This window comes from Cellulomonas sp., from assembly GCF_035634735.1.
Classification (GTDB): Bacteria; Actinomycetota; Actinomycetes; order Actinomycetales; family Cellulomonadaceae; genus Cellulomonas.
This window is the reverse complement of the sequence record NZ_DASQCJ010000117.1, coordinates 1-20792: the sequence shown is the minus strand read 5'-3', so window position 1 is coordinate 20792 and position 20792 is coordinate 1. Positions and strand designations below refer to the sequence as shown.

The 20792-nt window shown below is 75.8% G+C and carries 16 protein-coding genes; 12 read left to right on the top strand and 4 right to left on the bottom strand.

Annotated features, from left to right (window positions below; genetic code table 11):
- A partial coding sequence (locus VER05_RS10425) for a hypothetical protein (protein WP_324845285.1) occupies positions 1–2489 on the bottom strand: 2489 nt, incomplete at its 3' end.
- 145 nt (positions 2490–2634) lie between these two features.
- Between VER05_RS10425 and pheA the strand changes: the two genes are divergently transcribed.
- Positions 2635–3597: a prephenate dehydratase gene (pheA, locus tag VER05_RS10420; protein ID WP_324845284.1), complete on the top strand. Its 963-nt coding sequence runs from the start codon at positions 2635–2637 to the stop codon at positions 3595–3597.
- A gap of 90 nt (positions 3598–3687) precedes the next feature.
- On the opposite strand, the gene VER05_RS10415 is transcribed toward pheA, so the two are convergent.
- Positions 3688–4860, bottom strand: coding sequence for a diacylglycerol/lipid kinase family protein (locus VER05_RS10415; protein WP_324845283.1), 1173 nt, complete (start codon positions 4858–4860; stop codon positions 3688–3690).
- 96 nt (positions 4861–4956) lie between these two features.
- Between VER05_RS10415 and serS the strand changes: the two genes are divergently transcribed.
- The 7 genes from serS to VER05_RS10380 all read left to right on the top strand — a co-directional run bounded on the left by serS (position 4957) and on the right by VER05_RS10380 (position 12864).
- Entirely contained in the window at positions 4957–6252 is a 1296-nt protein-coding gene (gene serS, locus VER05_RS10410) for a serine--tRNA ligase (RefSeq protein ID WP_324845282.1), read from the top strand.
- Positions 6249–7070, top strand: a complete 822-nt coding sequence (locus VER05_RS10405; protein ID WP_324845281.1) for an HAD family hydrolase — start codon at positions 6249–6251, stop codon at positions 7068–7070. The genes serS and VER05_RS10405 overlap by 4 nt, the downstream gene beginning before the upstream one ends.
- A gap of 88 nt (positions 7071–7158) precedes the next feature.
- The gene (locus VER05_RS10400) at positions 7159–8211 is read left to right on the top strand and encodes a LacI family DNA-binding transcriptional regulator (protein WP_324845280.1); all 1053 of its coding nucleotides are present in this window, start codon (positions 7159–7161) and stop codon (positions 8209–8211) included.
- Between the two features lie 73 nt (positions 8212–8284).
- Positions 8285–9679 carry an ABC transporter substrate-binding protein gene (locus tag VER05_RS10395; RefSeq protein WP_324845279.1) on the top strand — a complete coding sequence of 465 codons (1395 nt, stop codon included), beginning with the start codon at positions 8285–8287 and terminating at the stop codon, positions 9677–9679.
- Positions 9680–9783: 104 nt separating this feature from the next.
- Positions 9784–10773: a sugar ABC transporter permease gene (locus VER05_RS10390; protein ID WP_324845278.1), complete on the top strand. Its 990-nt coding sequence runs from the start codon at positions 9784–9786 to the stop codon at positions 10771–10773.
- Entirely contained in the window at positions 10770–11744 is a 975-nt protein-coding gene (locus VER05_RS10385) for a carbohydrate ABC transporter permease (protein ID WP_217615540.1), read from the top strand. The genes VER05_RS10390 and VER05_RS10385 overlap by 4 nt, the downstream gene beginning before the upstream one ends.
- Positions 11745–11934: 190 nt before the next feature.
- Positions 11935–12864 (top strand): EamA family transporter, encoded by a 930-nt coding sequence (locus VER05_RS10380; RefSeq protein ID WP_324845286.1) that lies wholly within the window; start codon positions 11935–11937, stop codon positions 12862–12864.
- Here VER05_RS10380 and VER05_RS10375 read toward each other — a convergent pair.
- Both VER05_RS10375 and VER05_RS10370 read right to left on the bottom strand, forming a co-directional pair.
- On the bottom strand, positions 12861–13451 hold the full coding sequence (locus VER05_RS10375) for a bacterial proteasome activator family protein (RefSeq protein ID WP_414647604.1): 591 nt from the start codon (positions 13449–13451) through the stop codon (positions 12861–12863). The genes VER05_RS10380 and VER05_RS10375 overlap by 4 nt on opposite strands.
- A gap of 58 nt (positions 13452–13509) precedes the next feature.
- Positions 13510–14493 (bottom strand): NAD(P)H-quinone oxidoreductase, encoded by a 984-nt coding sequence (locus VER05_RS10370; protein WP_324845276.1) that lies wholly within the window; start codon positions 14491–14493, stop codon positions 13510–13512.
- A gap of 175 nt (positions 14494–14668) precedes the next feature.
- On the opposite strand from VER05_RS10370, the gene VER05_RS10365 reads away from it, so the two are divergent.
- Genes VER05_RS10365 through VER05_RS10350 form a run of 4 tightly spaced genes read left to right on the top strand, consistent with a single transcriptional unit; the run spans position 14669 to position 20660 of the window.
- Positions 14669–19147 carry a nitrate- and nitrite sensing domain-containing protein gene (locus VER05_RS10365; RefSeq protein WP_324845275.1) on the top strand — a complete coding sequence of 1493 codons (4479 nt, stop codon included), beginning with the start codon at positions 14669–14671 and terminating at the stop codon, positions 19145–19147.
- A gap of 49 nt (positions 19148–19196) precedes the next feature.
- Positions 19197–19646 carry a roadblock/LC7 domain-containing protein gene (locus VER05_RS10360; RefSeq protein WP_147794822.1) on the top strand — a complete coding sequence of 150 codons (450 nt, stop codon included), beginning with the start codon at positions 19197–19199 and terminating at the stop codon, positions 19644–19646.
- Between the two features lie 8 nt (positions 19647–19654).
- Positions 19655–20029 (top strand): DUF742 domain-containing protein, encoded by a 375-nt coding sequence (locus VER05_RS10355; protein ID WP_324845274.1) that lies wholly within the window; start codon positions 19655–19657, stop codon positions 20027–20029.
- Positions 20010–20660, top strand: a complete 651-nt coding sequence (locus tag VER05_RS10350; protein WP_324845273.1) for a GTP-binding protein — start codon at positions 20010–20012, stop codon at positions 20658–20660. The genes VER05_RS10355 and VER05_RS10350 overlap by 20 nt, the downstream gene beginning before the upstream one ends.
- Positions 20661–20792: the final 132 nt, after the last annotated feature.

The window sequence follows — 20792 nt, the reverse complement described above, 5'->3', positions numbered from 1 at the left end:
TACCTGTTCGGCAGGCCCTGCGCGTTCGCCGACGCGGTCCGGCCGGTGTCCGTCCCGGGGCCGGTGCTGCCGGGGATGGTCGGCGCCAGGCTGCCCGGCCCCCGCTGAGCCGCCGGCTGCTGCAGCAGCATCCAGGTCGCGCACGCCGCCGCGAGCAGCGGGACCGCGAGCCCGATCCCGGTGGCCGGCACGACGACCCCGGAGTCGTTGAGCGCGAAGCCGAGGCCGAGCGTGGTGGCGAGCGCGACCAGGCCCTTCATCAGCATGGGCGCGTCGGTGCCGATCTGCCGCAGCGGCGCGCCCGCGGACAACCAGGCGTACGGGCCGCCGTCGGGGGCGCTGACCGCGGACCGGGCCGGCCGCCCGACCAGCAGGACCACCAGCAGCAGCCCGCCGATCGCCAGCAGGGTCTGCTCGCTGCCGAACAGGATCCGCAGGTTCGTCTCGCCCTTGCGCACCAGCACGGTCCACAGGCCGCCGTCCAGCACGGTCTCGATGAACGCGCCGAGGTGGGTGCGCTGGTCCGGCGGCCGCAGCCAGTCCGCCAGCGCGATGCCGACGACGGTCACGGCGCCCGCCGCGAGGACGGCGAGCACCCGGCGCCAGGTGAGCCGCACCCCGGCCGTGAGCAGCGCGAGGATCGCGAAGCCGGGCACCAGCGCGGGCGGGCCGCCGAAGTCCGCGCCGATCGACGGGGCGCCGTCGATCACGACGGCGACGACGCCGACGGCGGCGACCACCGCCACCGCCTGCCCCCGGCGCCCGGCGCGGAGCAGCGGGTCGGCGAACGCCACCGCGGTCAGGATCATCGCCGTGGCGAACAGCGCGAACGCCGGGTTGCCGAAGCCGTAGAACCGGCCGGCCACCAGCGAGCCCGGCCCCATCATCGAGTCCAGGGCGAGCCGCGCGCCCGTGGCCACGTCGACCGCGAGCACGAGCGCGGTGAGCCCGCCGACCGCGCCCATCGGGCCGAGCAGCCGGCCGCGCCACCACGGCGGGACCAGCGTGACCGCGACGATCGCCGCCACGAACAGCGCCACCGCGCCGGCCAGCGCCCACGACGGGGTGCTCGACCGCCACCAGGGCAGCAGGTTCGCCAGGAAGGTCGAGACCGGCACCGCGGCGACCGCGACGGCGCCCACGCGCAGGCCGTGCAGCACGCGGCGCGGGTGCCCGGCGCCCGGCGGCCGGCGGCGCAGCCGGGACAGCAGGCGGGACCACCACAGGCGGACCCGGTTGTTCAACCCGACAACCACCAGCAGGTACAGGGCGAGGTTCAGCCCGACCCACAGCACGTAGAACCCGCCGACCAGCGGCGCGGCCGCCTGCGCGTGCCGGTTCTGGTCGATCAGGTACGCCACCCGGGCGCCCGCGGTCGCGTCGTCCGGGCTGTGCCGGACGAGGGAGCCCACGAGCGCGCCGGTCGGCGCCTGGTCGCGGATCCCCAGCGCCTCCAGCACGGTCGGCGCGATGTCCGTCGTCTGCAGGAAGCCGTCCTGCCGGGTGGACGAGGAGCCGATCAGGCCGCCGTCGTACCGCCCGCCGTCGGCCGTCGGGCCCATCGCCGCGGCCACCTGCAGGTTCGCCCGCCGCGAGGAGTCCGCGACCGAGAACAGCAGCACCGTCGCGTCGTCGTCGGCGTCCGCCACCGCGTCCAGGACCGCCCCGATCCGGGCGTCGATCTCCTGCACCTGCTCGGCGCGGGTCGGCTCGATCACCACGTCCGTGCCGGACAGCGGCGGCTCGTCCTGGGCGTCGGTCGGCACGTCGGAGTCGGCGTCGGACCGGCCGCGGGTCTGGTAGCCCGGGTCGCGCACGGAGCCGGCGTCGACGACGACCAGCCCCGACCCCTCGAGCGCGGTCGCGACGGCGTCCTCCAGCCCCGCGGCGTCGGCCGGGGCGCGCACGTGGGTGCCGACGGGCGTGCCGTCCGCGTCGGCGAGCGCGACGGCGGCGCCCGGGCCGATGCCGGTGGCGGGCACGCCCGCGCCCGCGACGGTGTCGCCGAGCAGCCCGAGCCGGGAGTCGTACGACGAGGCCCGCATCGCCTCCTGGTAGTCCGCCCAGCCCGGGACGGCGCCGTTCGCCAGCGGGTCCCGCAGCGTGCGGCAGGTGCCGTCCGCGACGGCGAGGTCGGTCGCGCGGCCGCCCGCCGACACGGCGAGCCAGCCCATCGACGGGCAGGTGAACGAGATCGCGCTGCGCACCACCGTGGTGCCCAGCGACGCCGTGCGGGACAGCTCCCAGAGCGCGGGGGTGGTGAGCGAGCCCAGGTCGTCCCAGCGCAGGCCGGTGACGCCGACCAGCACGACGGGGGCGCGGTCGGCCGCCTCCGCGTCGTCGGCCGCGGCGGCCCGGGGCGCGCCCGCGACCCAGCCGACCGCCACCGCGAGCAGCGCCGCCAGCGTCGCGGCGACCACCCGGGCCGTGGCGGTGCGGGCGGGCGCAGGGCGCGCGAGCGCGCGCGGCTGAGGCGTGGACAGGGGCACCGGCCCAGGGTACGGGCGCACTACTGTCGGACGCGTCGTGGCGGGCGACTCCGTGCGGCACGTCCACGCGCGCCGCACAGCGCGCGCACGCCCCGGCCACACCCGCCCGCGCGCCCGCGCGGCGGCCGTCCCCAGGAGGTCCACGATGCCGCGTCCGCGCTACGCCTACCTCGGCCCCGCGGGCACGTTCACCGAGGTGGCGCTGCGGCAGGTCGTCAGCCCCGCGGACGCCGAGTACCTCCCGCAGACCGACGTGGTGAGCGCGATCGAGGCGGTCCGCACCGGCGCGGCCGACCACGCCGTGGTCGCGATCGAGAGCATGATCGAGGGGGGCGTCACGGCGACGCTCGACGCGCTCGCGGTGGGCGACCCGCTCGTGCTGCAGCGCGAGGTGCTGGTGCCGGTGGGGTTCTCGCTGGTCGGGCGCCCGGGCGTGGCGCTCGCGGACGTGCGCCGGGTGGCGGCCCACCCGCACGCGTGGGTGCAGTGCCGGCGCTGGCTCGGCGACCGGCTGCCCGGGGTGCTGCACGTCGCAGCGTCCTCGAACACCGCGCCGGCGGCGCTGCTGGCGGAGGCCGGCGCCGCGGCGGACGCCGACGCGCTGGGCTTCGACGCCGCGCTCGTGCCGCCCGCCGCGCCCGCGCACTACGGGCTGGAGGGCCAGGTGCTCGCCGAGGGCGTCGCCGACAACCCGCACGCGGTCACCCGGTTCGTGGTCGTCGGCCGGCCGGGGGAGGTCCCGGCGCCGACCGGCGCGGACAAGACCACGCTGGTCGTGCACCTCCCGAGCAACGAGGCCGGCGCCCTGCTCACCATGCTCGAGCAGTTCGCGGCCCGCGGGGTGAACCTGTCCCGGATCGAGTCCCGGCCGATCGGCGACTCGCTGGGCCGGTACTCGTTCTCGATGGACGCCGAGGGGCACATCTCCGAGGAGCGCATGGGCGAGGCGTTCATGGGCCTGCACCGGGTGTGCCCGCACGTGCGGTACCTGGGCTCCTACCCCCGGGCGGACCGGCAGGCCGCGGACGTGCACCTCGGCACGGCGGACGCGGACTTCCGCGCGGCCCGCGACTGGCTGCGCGCGGTCCGCGGGGGCGCGTCGGTCTGACGCCTCCGGGCGCGAGTTCGGCACTGCGGGTCCGAGTTCGGCAGTCGCAGGTACCGAACTCGGACGCGGACTGCCGACCTCGGCGGGGGCTCAGGCCTTCGCGACGCGGACCACCAGGGCGCCGGGATCGACCCGGGCCGAGAGCTCGGTGACCTGGCCGATCACGTCGCCGTCCACCTGCACGTACTCCCCGCCGGACACCGCCACGTGCACCTCGCGGGCGCGGGCGTGGTCGATCCGGCCGATCTTCGCGGGCAGCTGGCTGCGGACACCGACGCCCTGGAGCACGACCTCGCCGAACAGCTGCGCCCAGCCGGCGACGCCGCCGCGGGTGTCGATCGCCGCGACGTCCAGCCAGCCGTCGTCCAGCACCGCGTCCGGCAGCAGCGTGATGCCGCCGGGCAGCCGGCCGCAGTTGCCGATGAGCAGGCTGCGCACCCGCGCGGGCTCGCCCGGCGCGTCGTCCAGCCGCACGGTGGTCCGCAGCCGGCGGCCGTGCAGGTGCTTGATGCCCGCGACGAAGTAGGCGACCCAGCCGACCCGGGCCTTGAGGTCGTCGTCCGCGTCGGCGACCATCGCGGCGTCGAAGCCGACCCCGGCGATCACCAGGAAGATGTGGTCCCGCGGCACGTCGGTGTCCGCGGGCAGGTCGTCGGCCGCCTCCGCGACGTCGTCGTCGACGCCGGACTCGTACTTGAGGACCTTCAGCCAGCCGACGTCGATCGTGCGGTCCGTGCCGTCCAGCGCGATCTGCAGCGCGGCCAGCGGGTCGCCGATCGGGATGTCCAGGTTGCGCGCGAGCAGGTTCCCGGTGCCGACCGGGACCAGGCCCATCGGGATGCCGGTGCCGACCAGCGCCTCGGCCACGGCGCGCACGGTGCCGTCGCCGCCCAGCGCCACCACGATGTCCGCGCCGCGCGCGACCGCGTCCTTCGTCTGCCCGTTGCCCGGGTCCTCCAGGGTGGTCTCGAGCCACAGCGGCTCGGGCAGGTACTGCTCGGCGCACGCGCGCCGCACGGTCGCCCGCAGGTCCGGCACGCCCGGCTTCGACGGGTTCGCGACGAACGCGACCAGCGGCCGGTGCGGCTCGGGCTGCGCCGGGGTGGCGACGGAGGGGTGGTGGCCCGCCGCGGTCCCGAGGATCTGCCCGGCCCGGTCGGCGCGCCGGCTCGGGGCGGTCGCCCGCCACGTCGCGCCGGCGACCACGAGGGCGGCGACGGACAGCGCGGCGGCGACGACGGCCAGCCATCCCTCCCAGGTCATGCGCAGAATCTACGCGCCGCGGGCGGGCGGCCGCCTCCGGTTCGCGGACCGGTCCCCGGGCGCGGCCCCGCGGCGGCGGTCGGTAGGCTCGGGAGCGTGATCGATCTCAAGCTGCTGCGCCAGGACCCGGACGTCGTGCGCGCGAGCCAGGTGGCCCGCGGCGACGACCCCGCCCTGGTGGACCAGGTGCTCGACGCGGACGCCCGGCGCCGCGCCGCGCTCACCGACTTCGAGAGCCTCCGCGCGGAGCAGAAGGCGCTCGGCAAGAAGGTCGCGTCCGCGCAGGGCGAGGAGAAGCAGTCCCTGCTCGCGCACGCGAAGCAGCTCGCGGAGCAGGTCAAGGCGCTGCAGGCCGACGCCGACGCGGCGGACGAGCTCGCGACCGAGCTGGCGCGCCGGATCGGCAACGTCGTCGAGGAGGACGTGCCCGCCGGCGGCGAGGACGACTACGTGGTCCTGCGGCACGAGGGCACGCCGCGCGACTTCGGTGCCGAGTACGGCGCGGAGTTCGCCGTCCGGGACCACCTGGAGCTGGGCGAGGGCCTGCGGGCGATCGACACCGAGCGCGGCGCGAAGGTGTCCGGTGCCCGGTTCTACTACCTGACCGGCATCGGTGCCCGCCTCGAGCTGGCGCTGCTGAACGCCGCCGTCGACCTCGCGCTGAAGTCGGGCTTCACGCCGGTCATCACGCCGACCCTGGTCAAGCCCGAGGTCATGGCCGGCACCGGGTTCCTCGGCGCGCACGCCGACGAGATCTACCGCCTCGAGGCCGACGACCTGTACCTGGTCGGCACCTCCGAGGTCGCGCTCGCGGGCTACCACTCGGGCGAGATCCTCGACCTGTCGGGCGGCCCGCTGCGGTACGCCGGCTGGTCGGCCTGCTACCGCCGCGAGGCCGGGTCGTACGGCAAGGACACCCGCGGCATCATCCGGGTGCACCAGTTCCACAAGGTCGAGGCGTTCTCCTACACGACCGTCGAGGACGCCGCGGACGAGCACCGCCGGATCCTGGGCTGGGAGGAGGAGATGCTCCGCCTCGTCGAGCTGCCCTACCGGGTCATCGACACCGCGGCCGGCGACCTCGGGTCGAGCGCGGCCCGCAAGTTCGACTGCGAGGCGTGGCTGCCCAGCCAGGAGCGGTTCCTCGAGCTCACCTCGACGTCCAACTGCACGACGTTCCAGGCCCGCCGGCTCGGGGTGCGCGAGCGCACCGCCGACGGCGAGGTCCGGCCGGTCGCGACCCTCAACGGCACGCTCGCGACCACGCGGTGGATCGTCGCGATCCTGGAGAACCACCAGCAGGCCGACGGCTCGGTCCGGGTCCCGGAGGGCCTGCGCCCGTACCTCGGCGGCCTCGAGGTCCTGGAGCCCGTGGGAGGCGGATCCCGATGACGCACCCGCGCACGGCGGCCGGCACGCTCGTCGCCCTCGACGTCGACGGCACGCTGCTGTCCTACGACGGGGCGCTGTCGCCCGCGGTGCGCGAGGCCGTGGCCGCGGTCCGCGACGCGGGCGCGCACGTCGTCCTCGCGACCGGCCGCGGCGTGCGCAGCGCCGTCCCGGTGGCCACCGACCTCGGCCTCACGACCGGCTGGATCGTCTGCTCGAACGGCGCCGTGACGGCGCGCCTCGACCCGGGCGCGCCCGAGGGCTACGAGGTCACCAGCACGACGACCTTCGACCCGGAGCCCGCGCTGCGCGTGCTCCAGGCCGAGCTGCCGGACGCGCTGTTCGCGGTCGAGGACCTGGGCCGCGGGTTCCGGGTCTCCCGGCCGTTCCCGGACCACGAGCTCACCGGTGACCAGCGGGTGCTGCCGTTCGACGAGCTCGTCGCGCAGCCGGCCACCCGCGTCGTGGTGCGCGACCCGGGCAGCACGCCGGAGGAGTTCCGCGAGCTCGTCGAGCGCGTGGGCCTGCACCAGGTGTCCTACGCGGTCGGCTGGAGCGCCTGGCTCGACCTGACCCCGGGCGGCGTGTCCAAGGCGAGCGCTCTGGAGGAGCTGCGCCGCGACCTGGGCGTCGAGCCGTTCGCGACGGTCGCGGTCGGCGACGGCGGCAACGACGTCGAGATGCTCCGCTGGGCCGCGCGCGGCGTGGCGATGGGGCACGCGCCGGAGTTCGTGCGGCTGGCGGCCGACGAGGTCACGGGGACGATCGAGGACGACGGGGCGGTCGCGGTGCTGCGCAGCGTCGGCCACGCGCCCGCCTGACGGGGCAGGGAAAGCGGTAGCGCTCCCACGGCAACCGGTCGCCCGACAGGGTGGACCGGCCCCGTCGCCGCGGAGCACAATCCCCGCCATGGCGCACGGCATCGTCGACGTGGCCCGGGCTGCCGGGGTGTCCACCGCGACCGTGTCGCGCGCCCTGCGCGGCCTCCCGAACGTCACCGCCGCCACGCGGGAGCGGGTCCGCCGCGCCGCCGACGAGCTCGGCTACGTGCCGTCGCCGTCCGCCGCGTCGCTCGCCTCCGGGCGCACCCGCACGATCGGGCTGATCACGCCGTGGGTGGCGCACTGGTTCTTCGCGAACGTCATCGAGGGCGCCGAGCGCGCGCTGCGGGTCGAGGACTTCGACGCGCTGCTCTACACGTTCGAGGTGTCCCGGGAGGTCCGCCGGCACCGCCTCGACCCGGACGTGCTGCGCCGGCGCGTCGACGGCGTGCTGGTCGTCGGGCTGCCGCTGGAGGCCGAGGAGGTGGCCGCCCTCGACCAGCTCGGGTACCCCCTGGTGTTCGTCGGCGCGGGCGCGCCGGGGCACGTCACCGTCGGGCTGGACGACGAGCGGACCGCCCGCCGGGCCGTGGCGCACCTGGCCGACCTCGGCCACACCGTGATCGCGCACCTGTCCGGGGAGCCGGACGACACCCTGCCGTGGTCGCCGGCCGTGCGCCGCGCGGAGGGCTGGCGCGCCGAGCTCGCCGCCCGCGGGCTCCCGTCCGCCGGGCTGGAGGTGCACGGGCACTTCGACGTCCGGGGCGGCCGCGCGTCGATGCACGGGCTGCTCGACCGGCGGCCCGATGTGACCGCGGTGTTCGCGGCGTCGGACGAGATGGCGATGGGCGCGCTGCTCGCCCTGCGGGACCGGGGGCTGCGGGTGCCCGAGGACGTGTCGGTGGTCGGCGTCGACGGGCACGACATGGGGGAGCACCTCGGGCTCACCACGATGGCGCAGAACGCGCAGGAGCAGGGGGTCACCGCGGCCTCCATGCTGCTCGAGATGATCACCGGCGCGCCGGTCCCGGAGGAGGTCGTGTTCCCGACGTCGCTGGTCGACCGCGGGTCCACCGCGAGGCCACGTGACCAAATCGTGACAAGTCGGAACCCCTCAGGTGGTTGTGCGCCAGCCATGTAAACGCTTGCATGTAGCCCACGCACCGAGGCGCACCCGCCTCGGCCGAGCAACCACGACGAGGTGGAGGCAGGGCATGAAGAGGATCCGTCGTCGCGGCGCGAGCGCCGCGGTGGCCGGCGGGCTCGGGCTGGCGCTCGCGCTCACGGCGTGTTCGGGCGACTCCGGCGACTCCGGTGACGGGGGCACCGGCGGCGGCGGCGACACCGACGCCGCGAACGAGATCGACTGCTCCGTGTTCGACGACTTCGGCGACCTGGACGGCACCACCGTCTCGGTCTACACGTCGATCGTCGAGCCCGAGCAGCAGACCCAGGAGGACTCCTACGACCCGTTCGAGGAGTGCACCGGCGTCACGGTCGAGTACGAGGGCTCGCGCGAGTTCGAGGCCCAGCTGCTCGTCCGCATCCAGGCCGGCAACGCGCCCGACATCGCGTACCTGCCGCAGCCCGGCCTGCTGAACACGATCGTCACCGACTTCCCGGACGCGATCGTCCCGGCGCCCGACGCCACGGTCGCGAACGTCGACGAGTTCTTCAGCGAGTCGTGGAAGGAGTACGGCACCGTCGACGGCACGTTCTACGCCGCCCCGCTCGGCTCCAACGTGAAGTCGTACGTCTGGTACTCGCCCTCGATGTTCGAGGACGCGGGCTACGAGGTCCCGGAGACCTGGGACGACCTGATCGCGCTGTCCGACCAGATCGTCGACGACGGCGGCATGCCGTGGTGCGCCGGCGTGGAGTCCGGCGACGCGACCGGCTGGCCGGGCACCGACTGGATCGAGGACGTGGTGCTGCGCACCGCCGGCCCCGACGTCTACGACCAGTGGTACACCCACGAGATCCCGTTCAACGACCCGCAGATCATCGAGGCGTGGGACACGGTCGGGGACATCCTCAAGAACGACCAGTACGTGAACGCGGGCCTGGGCGGCGTCGACTCGATCGCCACCACGCCGTGGACGGACGCGGGCTTCCCGATCCTCGACGGCACCTGCTGGCTGCACCGCGCGGCGAACTTTTACCAGACGCAGTGGCCCGAGGGCACCGAGGTCGCGCCGGACGGCGACGTCTACGCGTTCTACCTGCCCACCAACCAGACCGACATCAAGCCGGTCCTGGGCGGCGGCGAGTTCGTGGCGGCGTTCGACGACCGTCCCGAGGTGCAGGCCTTCCAGACCTACCTGTCGAGCGCGGACTGGGCCAACACCAAGGCCAAGACCACCCCGATGGGCGGCTGGGTCAGCGCCAACAACGGCCTGGACCCGGACAACCTGGCCACCGAGTTCGACCAGCTGTCGGCCGAGATCCTCGCCGACCCGAACTCCGTGATCCGGTTCGACGCGTCCGACCTGATGCCCGGTGAGGTCGGTGCCGGCACCTTCTGGACCGCGATCGTCAACTGGCTGACCGGCACCTCCACGGAGGACGCCGCGAAGTCGGTCGAGGACTCCTGGCCCGCCGGCTCCTGACGGGGTCGGGCATCGATCGACTGATCGGCTGACGGCCCGCCCGGCGGGGCGCGGGGGCACCACCCCCGTCCCGCCGGGCGGGCCCGTCCGGTTCGGAGGCGTACATGGACTGGTTGACGAGCGCGAGCTCGGTGGGCGAGAAGTTCGCCCTGATGTTCCTGGCGGTCGCGCTGTTCGTGGTCGTCATGGGCGCGATCCTGTTCCTGGTGGACCGGCCCAGCCGGGTCCCCCGGTGGGTCGTGGCCGCGGCGTTCGCGGGGCCCGCCCTGCTGCTGCTGGCGTGGGGCCTCGTGCGCCCCGCGCTGCTCACCCTGTGGAACTCGTTCTTCGACAAGCGCGGGAACGAGTTCATCGGGGTCGACAACTACACGCGGGTGCTCACGGGCGGGCAGTTCCAGAGCGTGCTGACCAACACCGCGATCTGGGTGATCCTGGTGCCGATCGCGTCGACGCTGATCGGCCTGGTCTACGCCGTGCTGGTGGACCGCACTCGGTTCGAGAAGCTCGCCAAGGCGCTCGTGTTCATCCCGATGGCGATCTCCATGGTCGGCGCGTCGATCATCTGGAAGTTCGTCTACGAGTTCAAGCCGGACCAGCCCGGCGTCAAGCAGACCGGCCTGCTCAACCAGGTGCTGGTCTGGGTCGGCCTGGAGCCGCAGCAGTTCCTCATCAACTCCCCGTGGAACACCGTGTTCCTCATCGTGGTGATGGTGTGGATCCAGACCGGTTTCGCCATGACCGTGCTGTCGGCGGCGATCAAGGCCATCCCGGACGACATCGTCGAGGCCGCGCGCCTGGACGGGCTCGGCGGGATGCGGATGTTCCGCTACATCACCGTGCCGTCCATCCGGCCGGCGCTGGTGGTCGTCCTCACCACGATCGCCATCGGCACGCTCAAGGTGTTCGACATCGTCCGCACCATGACCGGCGGGCAGTTCAACACGCAGGTCATCGCGAACGAGTTCTACACGCAGGCGTTCCGGCAGAACAACCAGGGGCTGTCCGCCGCGCTCGCGGTGATCCTGTTCATCCTGGTCGTGCCGATCGTCGTCTACAACGTGCGGCAGCTGCGCAAGTCGGAGGAGATCCGATGACCACCACCCCGCTCCCCCCGACCGGGCCGTTCGCGGAGGCGTTCGAGGAGACCGCCGACGCCGGCGGCGAGCCGGGACGCCAGCGCCGCCTCAGCCGCCTCGAGCGGCGGGCGATCGCCACCAAGGGCCGGCTGTCGTCGCCGTGGGCGTCGTTCGCGGCGATCCTCATCGCGATCCTGTGGACGATCCCGTCCGTCGGCCTGCTCGTCACGTCGTTCCGGCCCGAGCTCGACATCCGGCGCTCCGGCTGGTGGACCGTGTTCGGCGGCCTGTTCAACGGCGAGGCCGAGTTCACGCTCGACAACTACGACCAGGCGCTGTTCGGCTCCGGGGCGAACCTGGCGACGTACTTCGTCAACTCGTTCGTCATCACGATCCCCGCGGTGATCATCCCGATCACCATCGCCCTGCTGGCGGCGTACGCGTTCGCGTGGATCGACTTCAAGGGCCGCAACATCCTGTTCGTCGCGGTGTTCGCGCTGCAGATCGTGCCGCTGCAGGTGGCCCTGGTGCCGCTGCTGCGGGACTACGTGAGCGCGGGCGTCGCCGGGTCGTTCTGGACGGTGTGGCTGTCGCACTCGATCTTCGGTCTGCCGCTGGCGATCTTCCTGCTGCACAACTTCATGAAGGACATCCCGTCGTCCCTCGTGGAGGCGGCCCGCGTCGACGGCGCGGGGCACGTGAAGATCTTCTTCCGGGTGCTGCTGCCGCTGCTGGTCCCCGCCATCGCGGCGTTCGGCATCTTCCAGTTCCTCTGGGTGTGGAACGACCTGCTGGTCGGCCTGACGTTCGCGTCGCCGAACTCCCGGCCGCTGACCGTGGCGGTCGCCGAGATGGCGGGCAGCCGCGGCGGCGACTGGCACGTGCTGACCGCCGGGGCGTTCATCTCGATGGTGGTGCCGCTGATCGTGTTCATCTCGCTGCAGCGGTACTTCGTGCGCGGCCTCCTGGCGGGCTCCGTCAAGGGCTGACCGGGGCGCCCGACCACCACCTGACAGTGGATGGTTGTGACCGACACGCCCGGCGCGTGTCGGTCACGACCGTCCACTGCCGGAGGCCTCGGGGTCCCTCGCCGCCGTAGAGTGCGAGCCCGACGGGGTCGGACTGCGGCGGGACGGGGTGGGCGTGGCGGAGCCGGGGCACGGCGGCGTGCTGGGCCGGGTGCCGGCGCCCGTGCTGTTCGCGTGCTCCGGCCTCGCGCAGTACGGCGGCGCGGCGCTGGCGGTCGCGCTGTTCGCCGTGATCCCGTCCCCGACGGTCGCCTGGCTGCGGATCGCCGTCGCCGCGCTGGTGCTGCTGGCCTGGCGCCGGCCGTGGCGCGCACGGTGGACCCGCGCGGACCTCGGCGCCGCCGCGGCGTTCGGCGTCGTGCTCGCCGCGATGAACGTGTCCTTCTACGTGGCCATCGACGTGCTGCCGCTGGGCACGGCCGTCGCGATGGAGTTCCTCGGGCCCGTCGCCGTCGCGGCCGTCACCGGGCGGACCTGGCGCGAGCGGCTCGGCATCGTCGTCGCCGCCCTCGGCGTCGTGCTGCTCGCCGGCGTGGAGCTGAGCACCGGCGGCGAGGACTCGGTGCGCGGGCTGGTGGCCATCGGGGTCGCGGCGGCCTGCTGGGCGGGCTACATCCTGCTCGGGCGCCGGGTGGCGCACGGGGCGCACCGGCCGGACGGGGCGGGGGAGCCGGGTGCGCCCGGCACCGGCGACGCGCGCCCGGCGCCCGACGGGATCACGTCGCTCGCGGTCGGCATGACGGCGGGCGCGCTGGTCGGTGCGCCGTTCCTCGCCGGCCCCGCCGCCCCGGTGCTGACCGACGCGGGCCTCGCCCTCGCGGTCGTCGGGATCGCGGTGCTGTCCTCGGTCGTGCCGTACGCGATCGAGCAGGTGGTGCTGCGGCGCGTCACCGCGGCGACGTTCGCCGTGCTGCTCGCGATGCTGCCGGCGACCGCGGCCGTGGTGGGCGCGGTCGCGCTGCGGCAGTGGCCGCACGGCTGGGAGGTCGTGGGGCTGCTGTGCGTGTCGCTGGCGATCGTGCTGACGGCGACCCGCCGCGCGCCGGGGGAGCCGGCCGATGCCGCGGAGGCCGCGGCCTAGAGGTACTGCCCGGGCCCCTGGTCGGCCGTCGGGGCGCCCGGGACGCCGCCCGGGCCCACGGGGCCGGCCGGGCCGTGCCCGCCCGGCAGCGCGCGGCGCATCTGCGTGAGCTGCGCCTGCGCCGCCATCTGCTGCGCCACGAGCGCGGTCTGGATGCCGTGGAACAGGCCCTCGAGCCAGCCGACCAGCTGGGCCTGCGCGATCCGCAGCTCCGCGTCGCTGGGCGTCTGCTCGTCGGCGAACGGCAGCGTGATCCGGTGCAGCTCGTCGATCAGCTCGGGGGAGAGGCCGTCCTCGAGCTCGCGCAGGGAGCGCTCGTGCACCTCGGCCAGCCGGGCGCGGGCCGCCTCGTCGAGCGGGGCGCTGCGCACCTCGTCGAGCAGCTGCTTGATCATCGTGCCGATCCGCATGACCTTCGCGGGCTGGCCGACGGAGGCGGTGGCCTCCTCGGCCGCGTCCGTCTGCTCCTCGGCCCCGGTCCCGGGCTCGCGGGCCCCGTCCGGGGCGCCGGGATCGCCGGAGCCGCCGCCGAGCACGACGACGCGGGGGCGCTGCGGGCCGGTGCTGGAGTCGCTCATGCGCGCCATCCTCTCGCGCGCGGGCGCGGACGGCACCCCTGCGGGGCACCCGGTCGGCGCGCCGTCGTCACGGGACCAGCAGCACCTTGCCGAACACCTCGCCGGAGTCCAGGAGCCGGTGCGCGTCGGCGGCCCGGTTCAGCGGCAGACGGGCGTGCACCACCGGCCGGAGCCGGCCGTCGGCCAGCAGCGGCCACGCGTGCGCCCGCACGTCCGCGACGATGCGCTCCTTCTCCACGAGGGGGCGCGCGCGGAGGGTGGTGCCGATGACGCTGGCCCGGCGGGCCATCAGCAGGCCGAGGTCGAGCTCGCCCCGGGCGCCGCGCTGGGTGCCGATCACGACGAGCCGGCCGCCGGTGGCCAGCGCCGCGAGGTTGGTCGCGAGCCCGCCCGCGCCGAGGACGTCGAGCACGACGTCCGCGCCGTGCCCGCCGGTCGCGGCGCGCACGGCGTCCGCGACGTCCGCGGTCCGGTGGTCGACCACCGTGCGCGCGCCGAGCTCCCGGCAGCGCTCGGCCCGGTCGGCCCCGCCCGCGGTCGCCACGACGTGCGCGCCGAGCGCCGCGCCCAGCTGGACCGCCACCGACCCGACGCCGCCGGACCCGCCCTGCACCAGCAGGACCTCGCCGGCCGCGAGCCGTCCCGCGTCGACGACGTTCGTCCACGAGGTGAGCAGCGCCTCGGGCAGCCCGGCGGCGTCGACCAGGTCCAGGTCGTCGGGCACCGGCAGCAGCAGGCCGGCCGGCACGGTCACGGCCGTGGCGTAGCCGCCGCCGGGCAGGAGGGCCGCCACCCGGGCGCCGAGCGGCCACGCCGCGGCGTCGACGCCGGGGCCGTGGCCTGCGACGACACCCGACACCTCGAGCCCCGGCCAGTCCGGCGCGCCGGGCGGCGGCGGGTACCGGCCCTCCCGCTGCAGCAGGTCCGCGCGGTTCACCCCGGCGGCCGCGACGCGCACCAGGACCTCGCCCGGACCGGGCACCGGGTCGGGCCGCGCGGCCACCCGCAGCTGGTCCGGTCCGCCGGGGCTCTTGACCTCCACCACGTGCATCGTGCGAGCCTACGCACCGGATCGGCGCAGGACACGGGTGGATGAATCCTCCCGATGCGCTCATGTGGGGGCCCGGTGGCGCCGATGAGGTTCGGACAGGGCCCCTCCACGGGTGCCTTGATCTGGTCGTGCCCGCGCGGCCAGGTAGGACGCGAGGATCGGGAGGCAGGTCGACATGCTGCGCAGGCTCGGCATCCGCACCAAGGTGCTGGCGGTCCTCGCGCTGCCCGTGCTCGTCCTGCTGCTGACCGCGGCCTACATCACGACCCAGTCGGTCGGCGAGGCCCGCACCGCCGCCACCGTCCGTGACGTCGTCACGACCATGCCGCTGTACGCCCGCGCCGCCGAGGCCCTGCAGCAGGAGCGCACGCTCTCGGTGCAGCAGGCCACCGACGCGGCCCTCGGCGGCAGCCTCAGCGCGGCCCGGTCCGCGACGGACGACGCGGTCGCCGCCCTCGGCACCGCGCTGCGCGACATCGACCTGTCGACCCTGGACGCCCGCGTCGCCGACTCCGTGCAGAAGGCGAGCGACCAGCACACCCGGCTGGTGGAGATCCGCGACCGCGTCGACGCCGACTCCATCCCCGGCACGCTGGTCGACAGCAACTACACCGACATCGTGTCCGCCGACAACGACGTGCCCGTCGTGGTGGCCGAGACCCTGTCGGAGCGGTCCCTGGCGAGCCGCATGTCGGCCTACGGCGCCATCGCCGACACGATCGAGCAGGTGCTCCGCGCGCAGCCGCTCGCGACCAGCGTGCTCGACTCGAACGGCGCGGACTCGTCCGAGGTGCGGGAGCTCGCGGCCCTGTTCGCCGTGGCCGACCAGGCGCGCGCCGACGCCCGCGAGCGGACCAACAGCCTGCGGCTGCCCGGCATCCAGCTGAGCTCCCGCGACGCCGACCTCACGGCCATGCAGCTGTCGATGGTGTCCGGCAACGAGCTCACCGTCTCCGCCCTGGACCCGACCCGCTGGAACAGCCTGGTCAACGCGGAGCTCGCGTCCCTGCGGCCCGTCGGCACCGAGCTGCTCGGCTCCGCCTCGGACCGCGCCGACGTGGTCGCCTCCCAGGCGCAGGAGCGGGCGCTCCTCACCGGTGGCATCGCCGCCGCGTCCGCGGTGCTGTCCATCCTCATCGCGCTCGTCGTCTCCCGCGGGATCGTCGTCCCGATGCGCCGCCTCACCGCGGCCGCCGGCACGGTCCGCGAGACGCTGCCCCGCCTCGTCGAGCAGGTGGCCGTCCCGGGCGAGACCCCGGACCTGACCCTGGCGAACATCCCGGTCGAGTCCCAGGACGAGGTGGGCCGGCTGGCCCAGGCGTTCAACGACGTCAACTCGACGACGATCCAGGTCGCCCGCGAGCAGGCCGCGCTCCGCGGCTCGATCGCCGAGATGTTCGTCAACGTCGCCCGCCGCGACCAGGTGCTGCTCGGCCGCCAGCTGTCCTTCATCGACACGCTCGAGCGCTCCGAGGAGGACCCGGCGGTCCTCGCCAACCTGTTCCGCCTGGACCACCTCGCGACGCGTATGCGCCGCAACGCGGAGTCGCTGCTCGTGCTCGCGGGCATCGACTCCGGCCGCCGCCTGCGCGAGGCCATGCCGCTGTCCGACGTGGTCCGCACCGCGTCGTCGGAGATCGAGCAGTACGACCGCGTCCAGCTCGAGCTCGACGCCGACCCGCTGATGCACGGCTTCAACGCGCTCGGCGCCGCGCACCTGCTCGCGGAGCTGCTCGAGAACGCCACCCTGTTCTCCGAGCCCGGCACCCCCGTCGTCGTGCAGACCGGCGTCGAGGGCGACCACGTGGTCGTCCGCATCGTCGACCAGGGCCTCGGCATGTCGGCCGACGAGATCGCCGCCGCCAACGCGACCATCGCCTCGACGTCGCCCACCGAGGCCCTCGGCGCCCAGCGCCTCGGCCTGTTCGTGGTGGCGCGCCTGTCCCAGCGGCTCGGTGCCGAGGTCGTCCTGAAGCGCGCCAAGGGCGAGCTCTCCGGCACGGCCGCCGTCGTCCGGTTCCCCGTCGCGCTGTTCACCGCGAACGACCCGGCCCTCGCCGGCCCCGGCGGCGCCCTGCGCGGCTCCGGCCCCGCCACCGGCTCGCTGCCGACGGTCGAGGCCCCCGTCGCCGTCCCCGTCGACCTGGCGGCGCTCACCGACGGCGCCACGACGACCGGCCTGCCCCGCCGCCGCACCGCCGGCGACGCGACCCCGGCGGCCCCGGGCGCCCCGGCCGTCCCCGCCCCCGCCGCCCGCTCCGACGTGCCCACCGAGCAGGACGTCGTCCTGCCCGCGCCGGCCGAGGCCACGCTGGCCCCCGAGATCGCCGCCGAGGCCGGCGGGTGGACCCCGCTCGTGGCCCCGGCCCCGGACGCCCCGGCCGCGCTGCCCTCCCGCGGCGGGCTGCCGACGCGCGGCGGCCTGCCGTCCCGCACCCCCGCCGCGCCCGTCGAGGAGCCCGAGGCCCCGGCCGCGGCGCCCGCCGGCCCGCGCGCCGGCCTGTTCTCCGGCTTCCGTGGCCGCGACGTCCTGGCGACCCAGCCGGCCGAGGACGCGCCGGACGCCGGCGACGCCCCGGAGGCGCCCGGCGCCGCCGAGGACGCCGAGGTCGAGAGCCCGGCCGAGGCCCCGGCCGCCGGCCCCGACGCCGAGCAGCCGCCGGCCCTGCCGACCCGCCGTGGCGTGATCACCTCGCCGGCCGAGGTGCGGTCGATCGTCGACGAGCTGGTCGACCACGAGCCCGAGATGTCGGCGGCCGACCACGCCCGGCTGGACGCGCTGTCCGCCCCGCTGACGGCCGGCCTGCCGATCGTGCCGGGCCCGGTCGCCACCCAGCCGCCGGCCGCGGAGCAGGCCGACGACGAGCAGGTCGCGGACGAGCCGGCCGGCGAGCCGGTCGCCGCCGAGGTCCCGGGCCTCGTCGCGGACGAGCCGGCCGACGACGCGCCCGCCGAGCGCGCGCTGGTCGTGCCGGGCCTCGCCCCCGACGAGCCGCTCGACGAGTCGCACGCGTGGGCCTCGTGGTCCGCCCCGGCGACGCCCGAGCAGCCGTCCTGGGCGACGCCCGCGCAGGCCGAGCACGCGGCGCCCGACGCCGCGGCGGAGACGGCCGTCCCGACGGCGCCCGGCTCGCCGGTCCTGTGGTCCGGGGCCCCGGCGCCGGTCGCCGACCAGCCGGTCGCGCCCGTCGGCCGCGCGGACGAGACGACCGTGCTGGGCGCCCCGGTGCCCGCCGCCCCCGTGCCCGCCGCGCCGCCGCAGTCCGAGCCGTCGCAGCAGGCGCCGACGTACCGCACGCCCGCGTTCCCGGCCCCCGCCGACCCGGCCCCGGCCGCGATCCCGCCGGCGGCCCCCGCGGCGCAGGCGCAGGCGCCGGCCCCCGCCCCGCTGCCCGACTTCGCCACGCTGGTGCAGGGCGACGGCTCCGCCGCCGAGGAGGAGCGCCGCCCGCGCAAGCGCCGGTCGCTGTTCTCGTTCGGCCGCCGCTCGTCCGAGGCCCCGGCCGAGGCCGCCGCCACGGCGCCGCAGGCCCCGGCGCCCGCCGCGCCCGCGTGGCCCGCCACGTCGGCCCCGGCCGGCGCGGGCGCCCCGCAGCCCGGTGCCGCGCAGCCCCCGGTGGCGCAGCCCGCGGCCGCCCAGGCGCCCGCCCCGGCCCCCGCGCCGCAGCCCACCGCGCCGGCCCAGGCCGCCCTGCCGACCCGCGCGTCGGTCGCCCAGTCGTGGCAGCCGGTCGCGGGCTGGGACGCGGAGCCGCAGCAGCCCGCGCCCGGCCGGGCCGGCGCCGCGCCCGCGCAGTGGTCCGCCACCCCGGCCGCCGAGCCGGGCGGCTGGGTCAGCACGCCCGCCGCCGGCGAGCCGGTCCCCGGTGCGTACCCGGGCACCGGCGCCGGGTGGTCCGCGCCCGAGCAGGCCGCGCCCGCCGCGCCGGTCCAGCCCGCGGCCGAGGCCGCCCCGCAGCCCGCCGCCTGGTCCGCCGCCCCCGCGTGGTCGGCGCCCGCCGAGCCGGCGTGGTCCCCGGAGCTGCCGGCCCAGGCCGCCGAGCCCGCATGGGCCCCGCAGGCGCCCGCCACCCCGGCCGCGCTGCCGACCCGCACCCGCGGCGACGTCCCGCCGCCGGCCCCCGAGCCGGCGTCCGCGCCGGCCGAGCGCCGCCCGCACCGCGACATGAGCGCCTGGGCGTCCTCCTGGTCGCCCGACGGCGCGTCCGTCCCGCAGCCCGCGCCCGCGCCGTCCTGGTCGGCGCAGCCCGCCGCCGCGGCGCCCGCGGCCGACCAGGCCCGTCGCCCCGGCGCGCTCGACGCGGAGGCGGCCCAGATGCTCGCCCTGCGGGCCGACATCCAGGAGCAGGCGTTGAGCGAGCTGAGCCAGCTGTCCGCGTACCGGCCCCAGGTCGACGTGCCGGCCGGCGGCTCGCTCACCCGCCGGGTGCCCACGGCCATCCCGGCGGCCCCCGAGATCTCGCAGCCCGAGTCGGGTGCGGCGCCGGCGCGCGACGCCGACGGCCTGCGCGACCGCCTGTCGAGCTTCCAGTCCGGCAGCCGTCGGGGGCGTCGTGCCCTCGCGGACGCCGACGCGGGTGAGGCCGGCGCCCAGCCGGAGCAGCCCCGCACCGAGTCCGACTCCCAGCCCGTCCCGCCGTCGCCGTCATGGTGACACCCGTCCCCGCAGCCGCTCCCGCGTCTGCATCACGTCAGGAGGATGTGTGACCACCCTCAGCACCGAGGCAGCCAACTTCGGCTGGCTCCTGGACAACTTCGTCCGGACCGTGCCCGGCACCCGGCACACGCTGGTGGTGTCGGCCGACGGCCTGCTCATGGCGATGTCCGAGCAGCTCGACCGCACCAGCGGCGACCAGCTCGCGGCGATCGTCGCCGGCATGTCGAGCCTGACCCGGGGGGCGGCGCGCCAGCTCCGCGCCGGGGACGTCCGCCAGGCCATCGTGGAGATGGACAACCTGTTCCTCTTCCTGATGAGCGTGTCGAACGGCTCCGTCCTCGCGGTCGTCGCCGACGCGACCTGCGACGTCGGTCTCATCGGCTACGAGATGGCGATGCTCGTCTCGCGGACCGAGGCCACGCTGACCCCGCAGCTCATCACCGAGATGCGCGGCAGCCTCCCCGTCGACGGCGCCACCCGCGCTCCCACCGTGTGAGGTAGCCGATGAGCGAGAGCGAGTTCGAGACCAGGACCGTCCGCCCGTACGCCCTCACCGGCGGCCGGGTGCGGTCCGAGCGGTCCGACTACCCCCTCGAGGCGCTGGTGGAGATGCTGCCGGCCGGCGTCTCGGGCCAGGGCCTCACGCCCGAGAAGCGGGCGATCCTGCAGCACGCGTCGCACGGCTACATCTCCATCGCCGAGCTGTCCGCGCTGCTGCACCTCCCTCTGGGCGTCACGCGCGTCGTCGTGTCCGACCTGGCCGACGCGGGCTACATCCGCGTCCACTCGTCCACGCCGGTCGAGACCACCACCGGTCAGTCGCCCGCCCTGTCCCTGAGCGTCCTGGAGAGTGTTCTCAATGGCATTTCCGCCCTCTGACGCCGTGGCCACCGGCCAGGCCGCTGCCGTGCCCACCGCCCGCCCGTCCGGCGACGCCGGTGAGATGGGTGCCGCGCCCACCGTCGTGAAGATCGTCGTCGCGGGCGGCTTCGCCGTCGGCAAGACGACCTTCATCGGGTCGATCTCCGACATCGAGCCGCTGAACACCGAGGCCGCGATGACCGAGCACTCGGTCGGCATCGACGACGCGGGCGGCCAGTCCGAGCGCAAGACGTCGACCACGGTCGCGATGGACTTCGGCCGCATCGCGCTGCCGGGCTCGCTGTGGCTGTACCTGTTCGGCACCCCGGGCCAGGACCGGTTCCTGTTCATGTGGGACGACCTGGTGCGCGGCGCGATCGGCGCCGTCGTGCTGGTCGACACCGACCGCCTGGACCAGTGCTTCCCGGCCGTCGACTACTTCGAGTCGCGCGGCATCCCGTTCGTCGTGGGCGTGAACTGCTTCGACGGCGTGGCGAAGCACCGCCTGGAGGACGTGCGCGAGGCGCTCGCCATCCCGGCGCACGTGCCGGTGCTCTACACCGACGCCCGGTCGCGCACGGCGACCAAGCAGACGCTCATCCAGCTGGTGCAGCTCGCCATGGAGCGGCTCCGCAGCTCGGCGGCGTGAGCTGACGACCCGCGCGCCCCGCTACAGTGCGGGGCGTGCGGGTCTACGCCGACGGCTCGGCGCTCCTGCGCTACCTGCCGTTCCCGGACCACTCGGTGGACTGGCAGCGGTGGGCGGAGCAGCACGAGCCGG

Bases quoted from the DNA above. Each gene is read 5' to 3' on its own strand.
- pheA (WP_324845284.1), top strand. From the start codon at position 2,635: ATGCCGCGTCCGCGCTACGCCTACCTCGGCCCCGCGGGCACGTTCACC.
- VER05_RS10395 (WP_324845279.1), top strand. From the start codon at position 8,285: ATGAAGAGGATCCGTCGTCGCGGCGCGAGCGCCGCGGTGGCCGGCGGG.
- VER05_RS10400 (WP_324845280.1), top strand. From the start codon at position 7,159: ATGGCGCACGGCATCGTCGACGTGGCCCGGGCTGCCGGGGTGTCCACC.
- VER05_RS10370 (WP_324845276.1), bottom strand. From the start codon at position 14,493: ATGCACGTGGTGGAGGTCAAGAGCCCCGGCGGACCGGACCAGCTGCGG.
- VER05_RS10405 (WP_324845281.1), top strand. From the start codon at position 6,249: ATGACGCACCCGCGCACGGCGGCCGGCACGCTCGTCGCCCTCGACGTC.
- VER05_RS10375 (WP_414647604.1), bottom strand. From the start codon at position 13,451: ATGGCGCGCATGAGCGACTCCAGCACCGGCCCGCAGCGCCCCCGCGTC.
- VER05_RS10365 (WP_324845275.1), top strand. From the start codon at position 14,669: ATGCTGCGCAGGCTCGGCATCCGCACCAAGGTGCTGGCGGTCCTCGCG.
- VER05_RS10415 (WP_324845283.1), bottom strand. From the start codon at position 4,860: ATGACCTGGGAGGGATGGCTGGCCGTCGTCGCCGCCGCGCTGTCCGTC.
- VER05_RS10385 (WP_217615540.1), top strand. From the start codon at position 10,770: ATGACCACCACCCCGCTCCCCCCGACCGGGCCGTTCGCGGAGGCGTTC.
- VER05_RS10350 (WP_324845273.1), top strand. From the start codon at position 20,010: ATGGCATTTCCGCCCTCTGACGCCGTGGCCACCGGCCAGGCCGCTGCC.
- VER05_RS10390 (WP_324845278.1), top strand. From the start codon at position 9,784: ATGGACTGGTTGACGAGCGCGAGCTCGGTGGGCGAGAAGTTCGCCCTG.
- VER05_RS10355 (WP_324845274.1), top strand. From the start codon at position 19,655: ATGAGCGAGAGCGAGTTCGAGACCAGGACCGTCCGCCCGTACGCCCTC.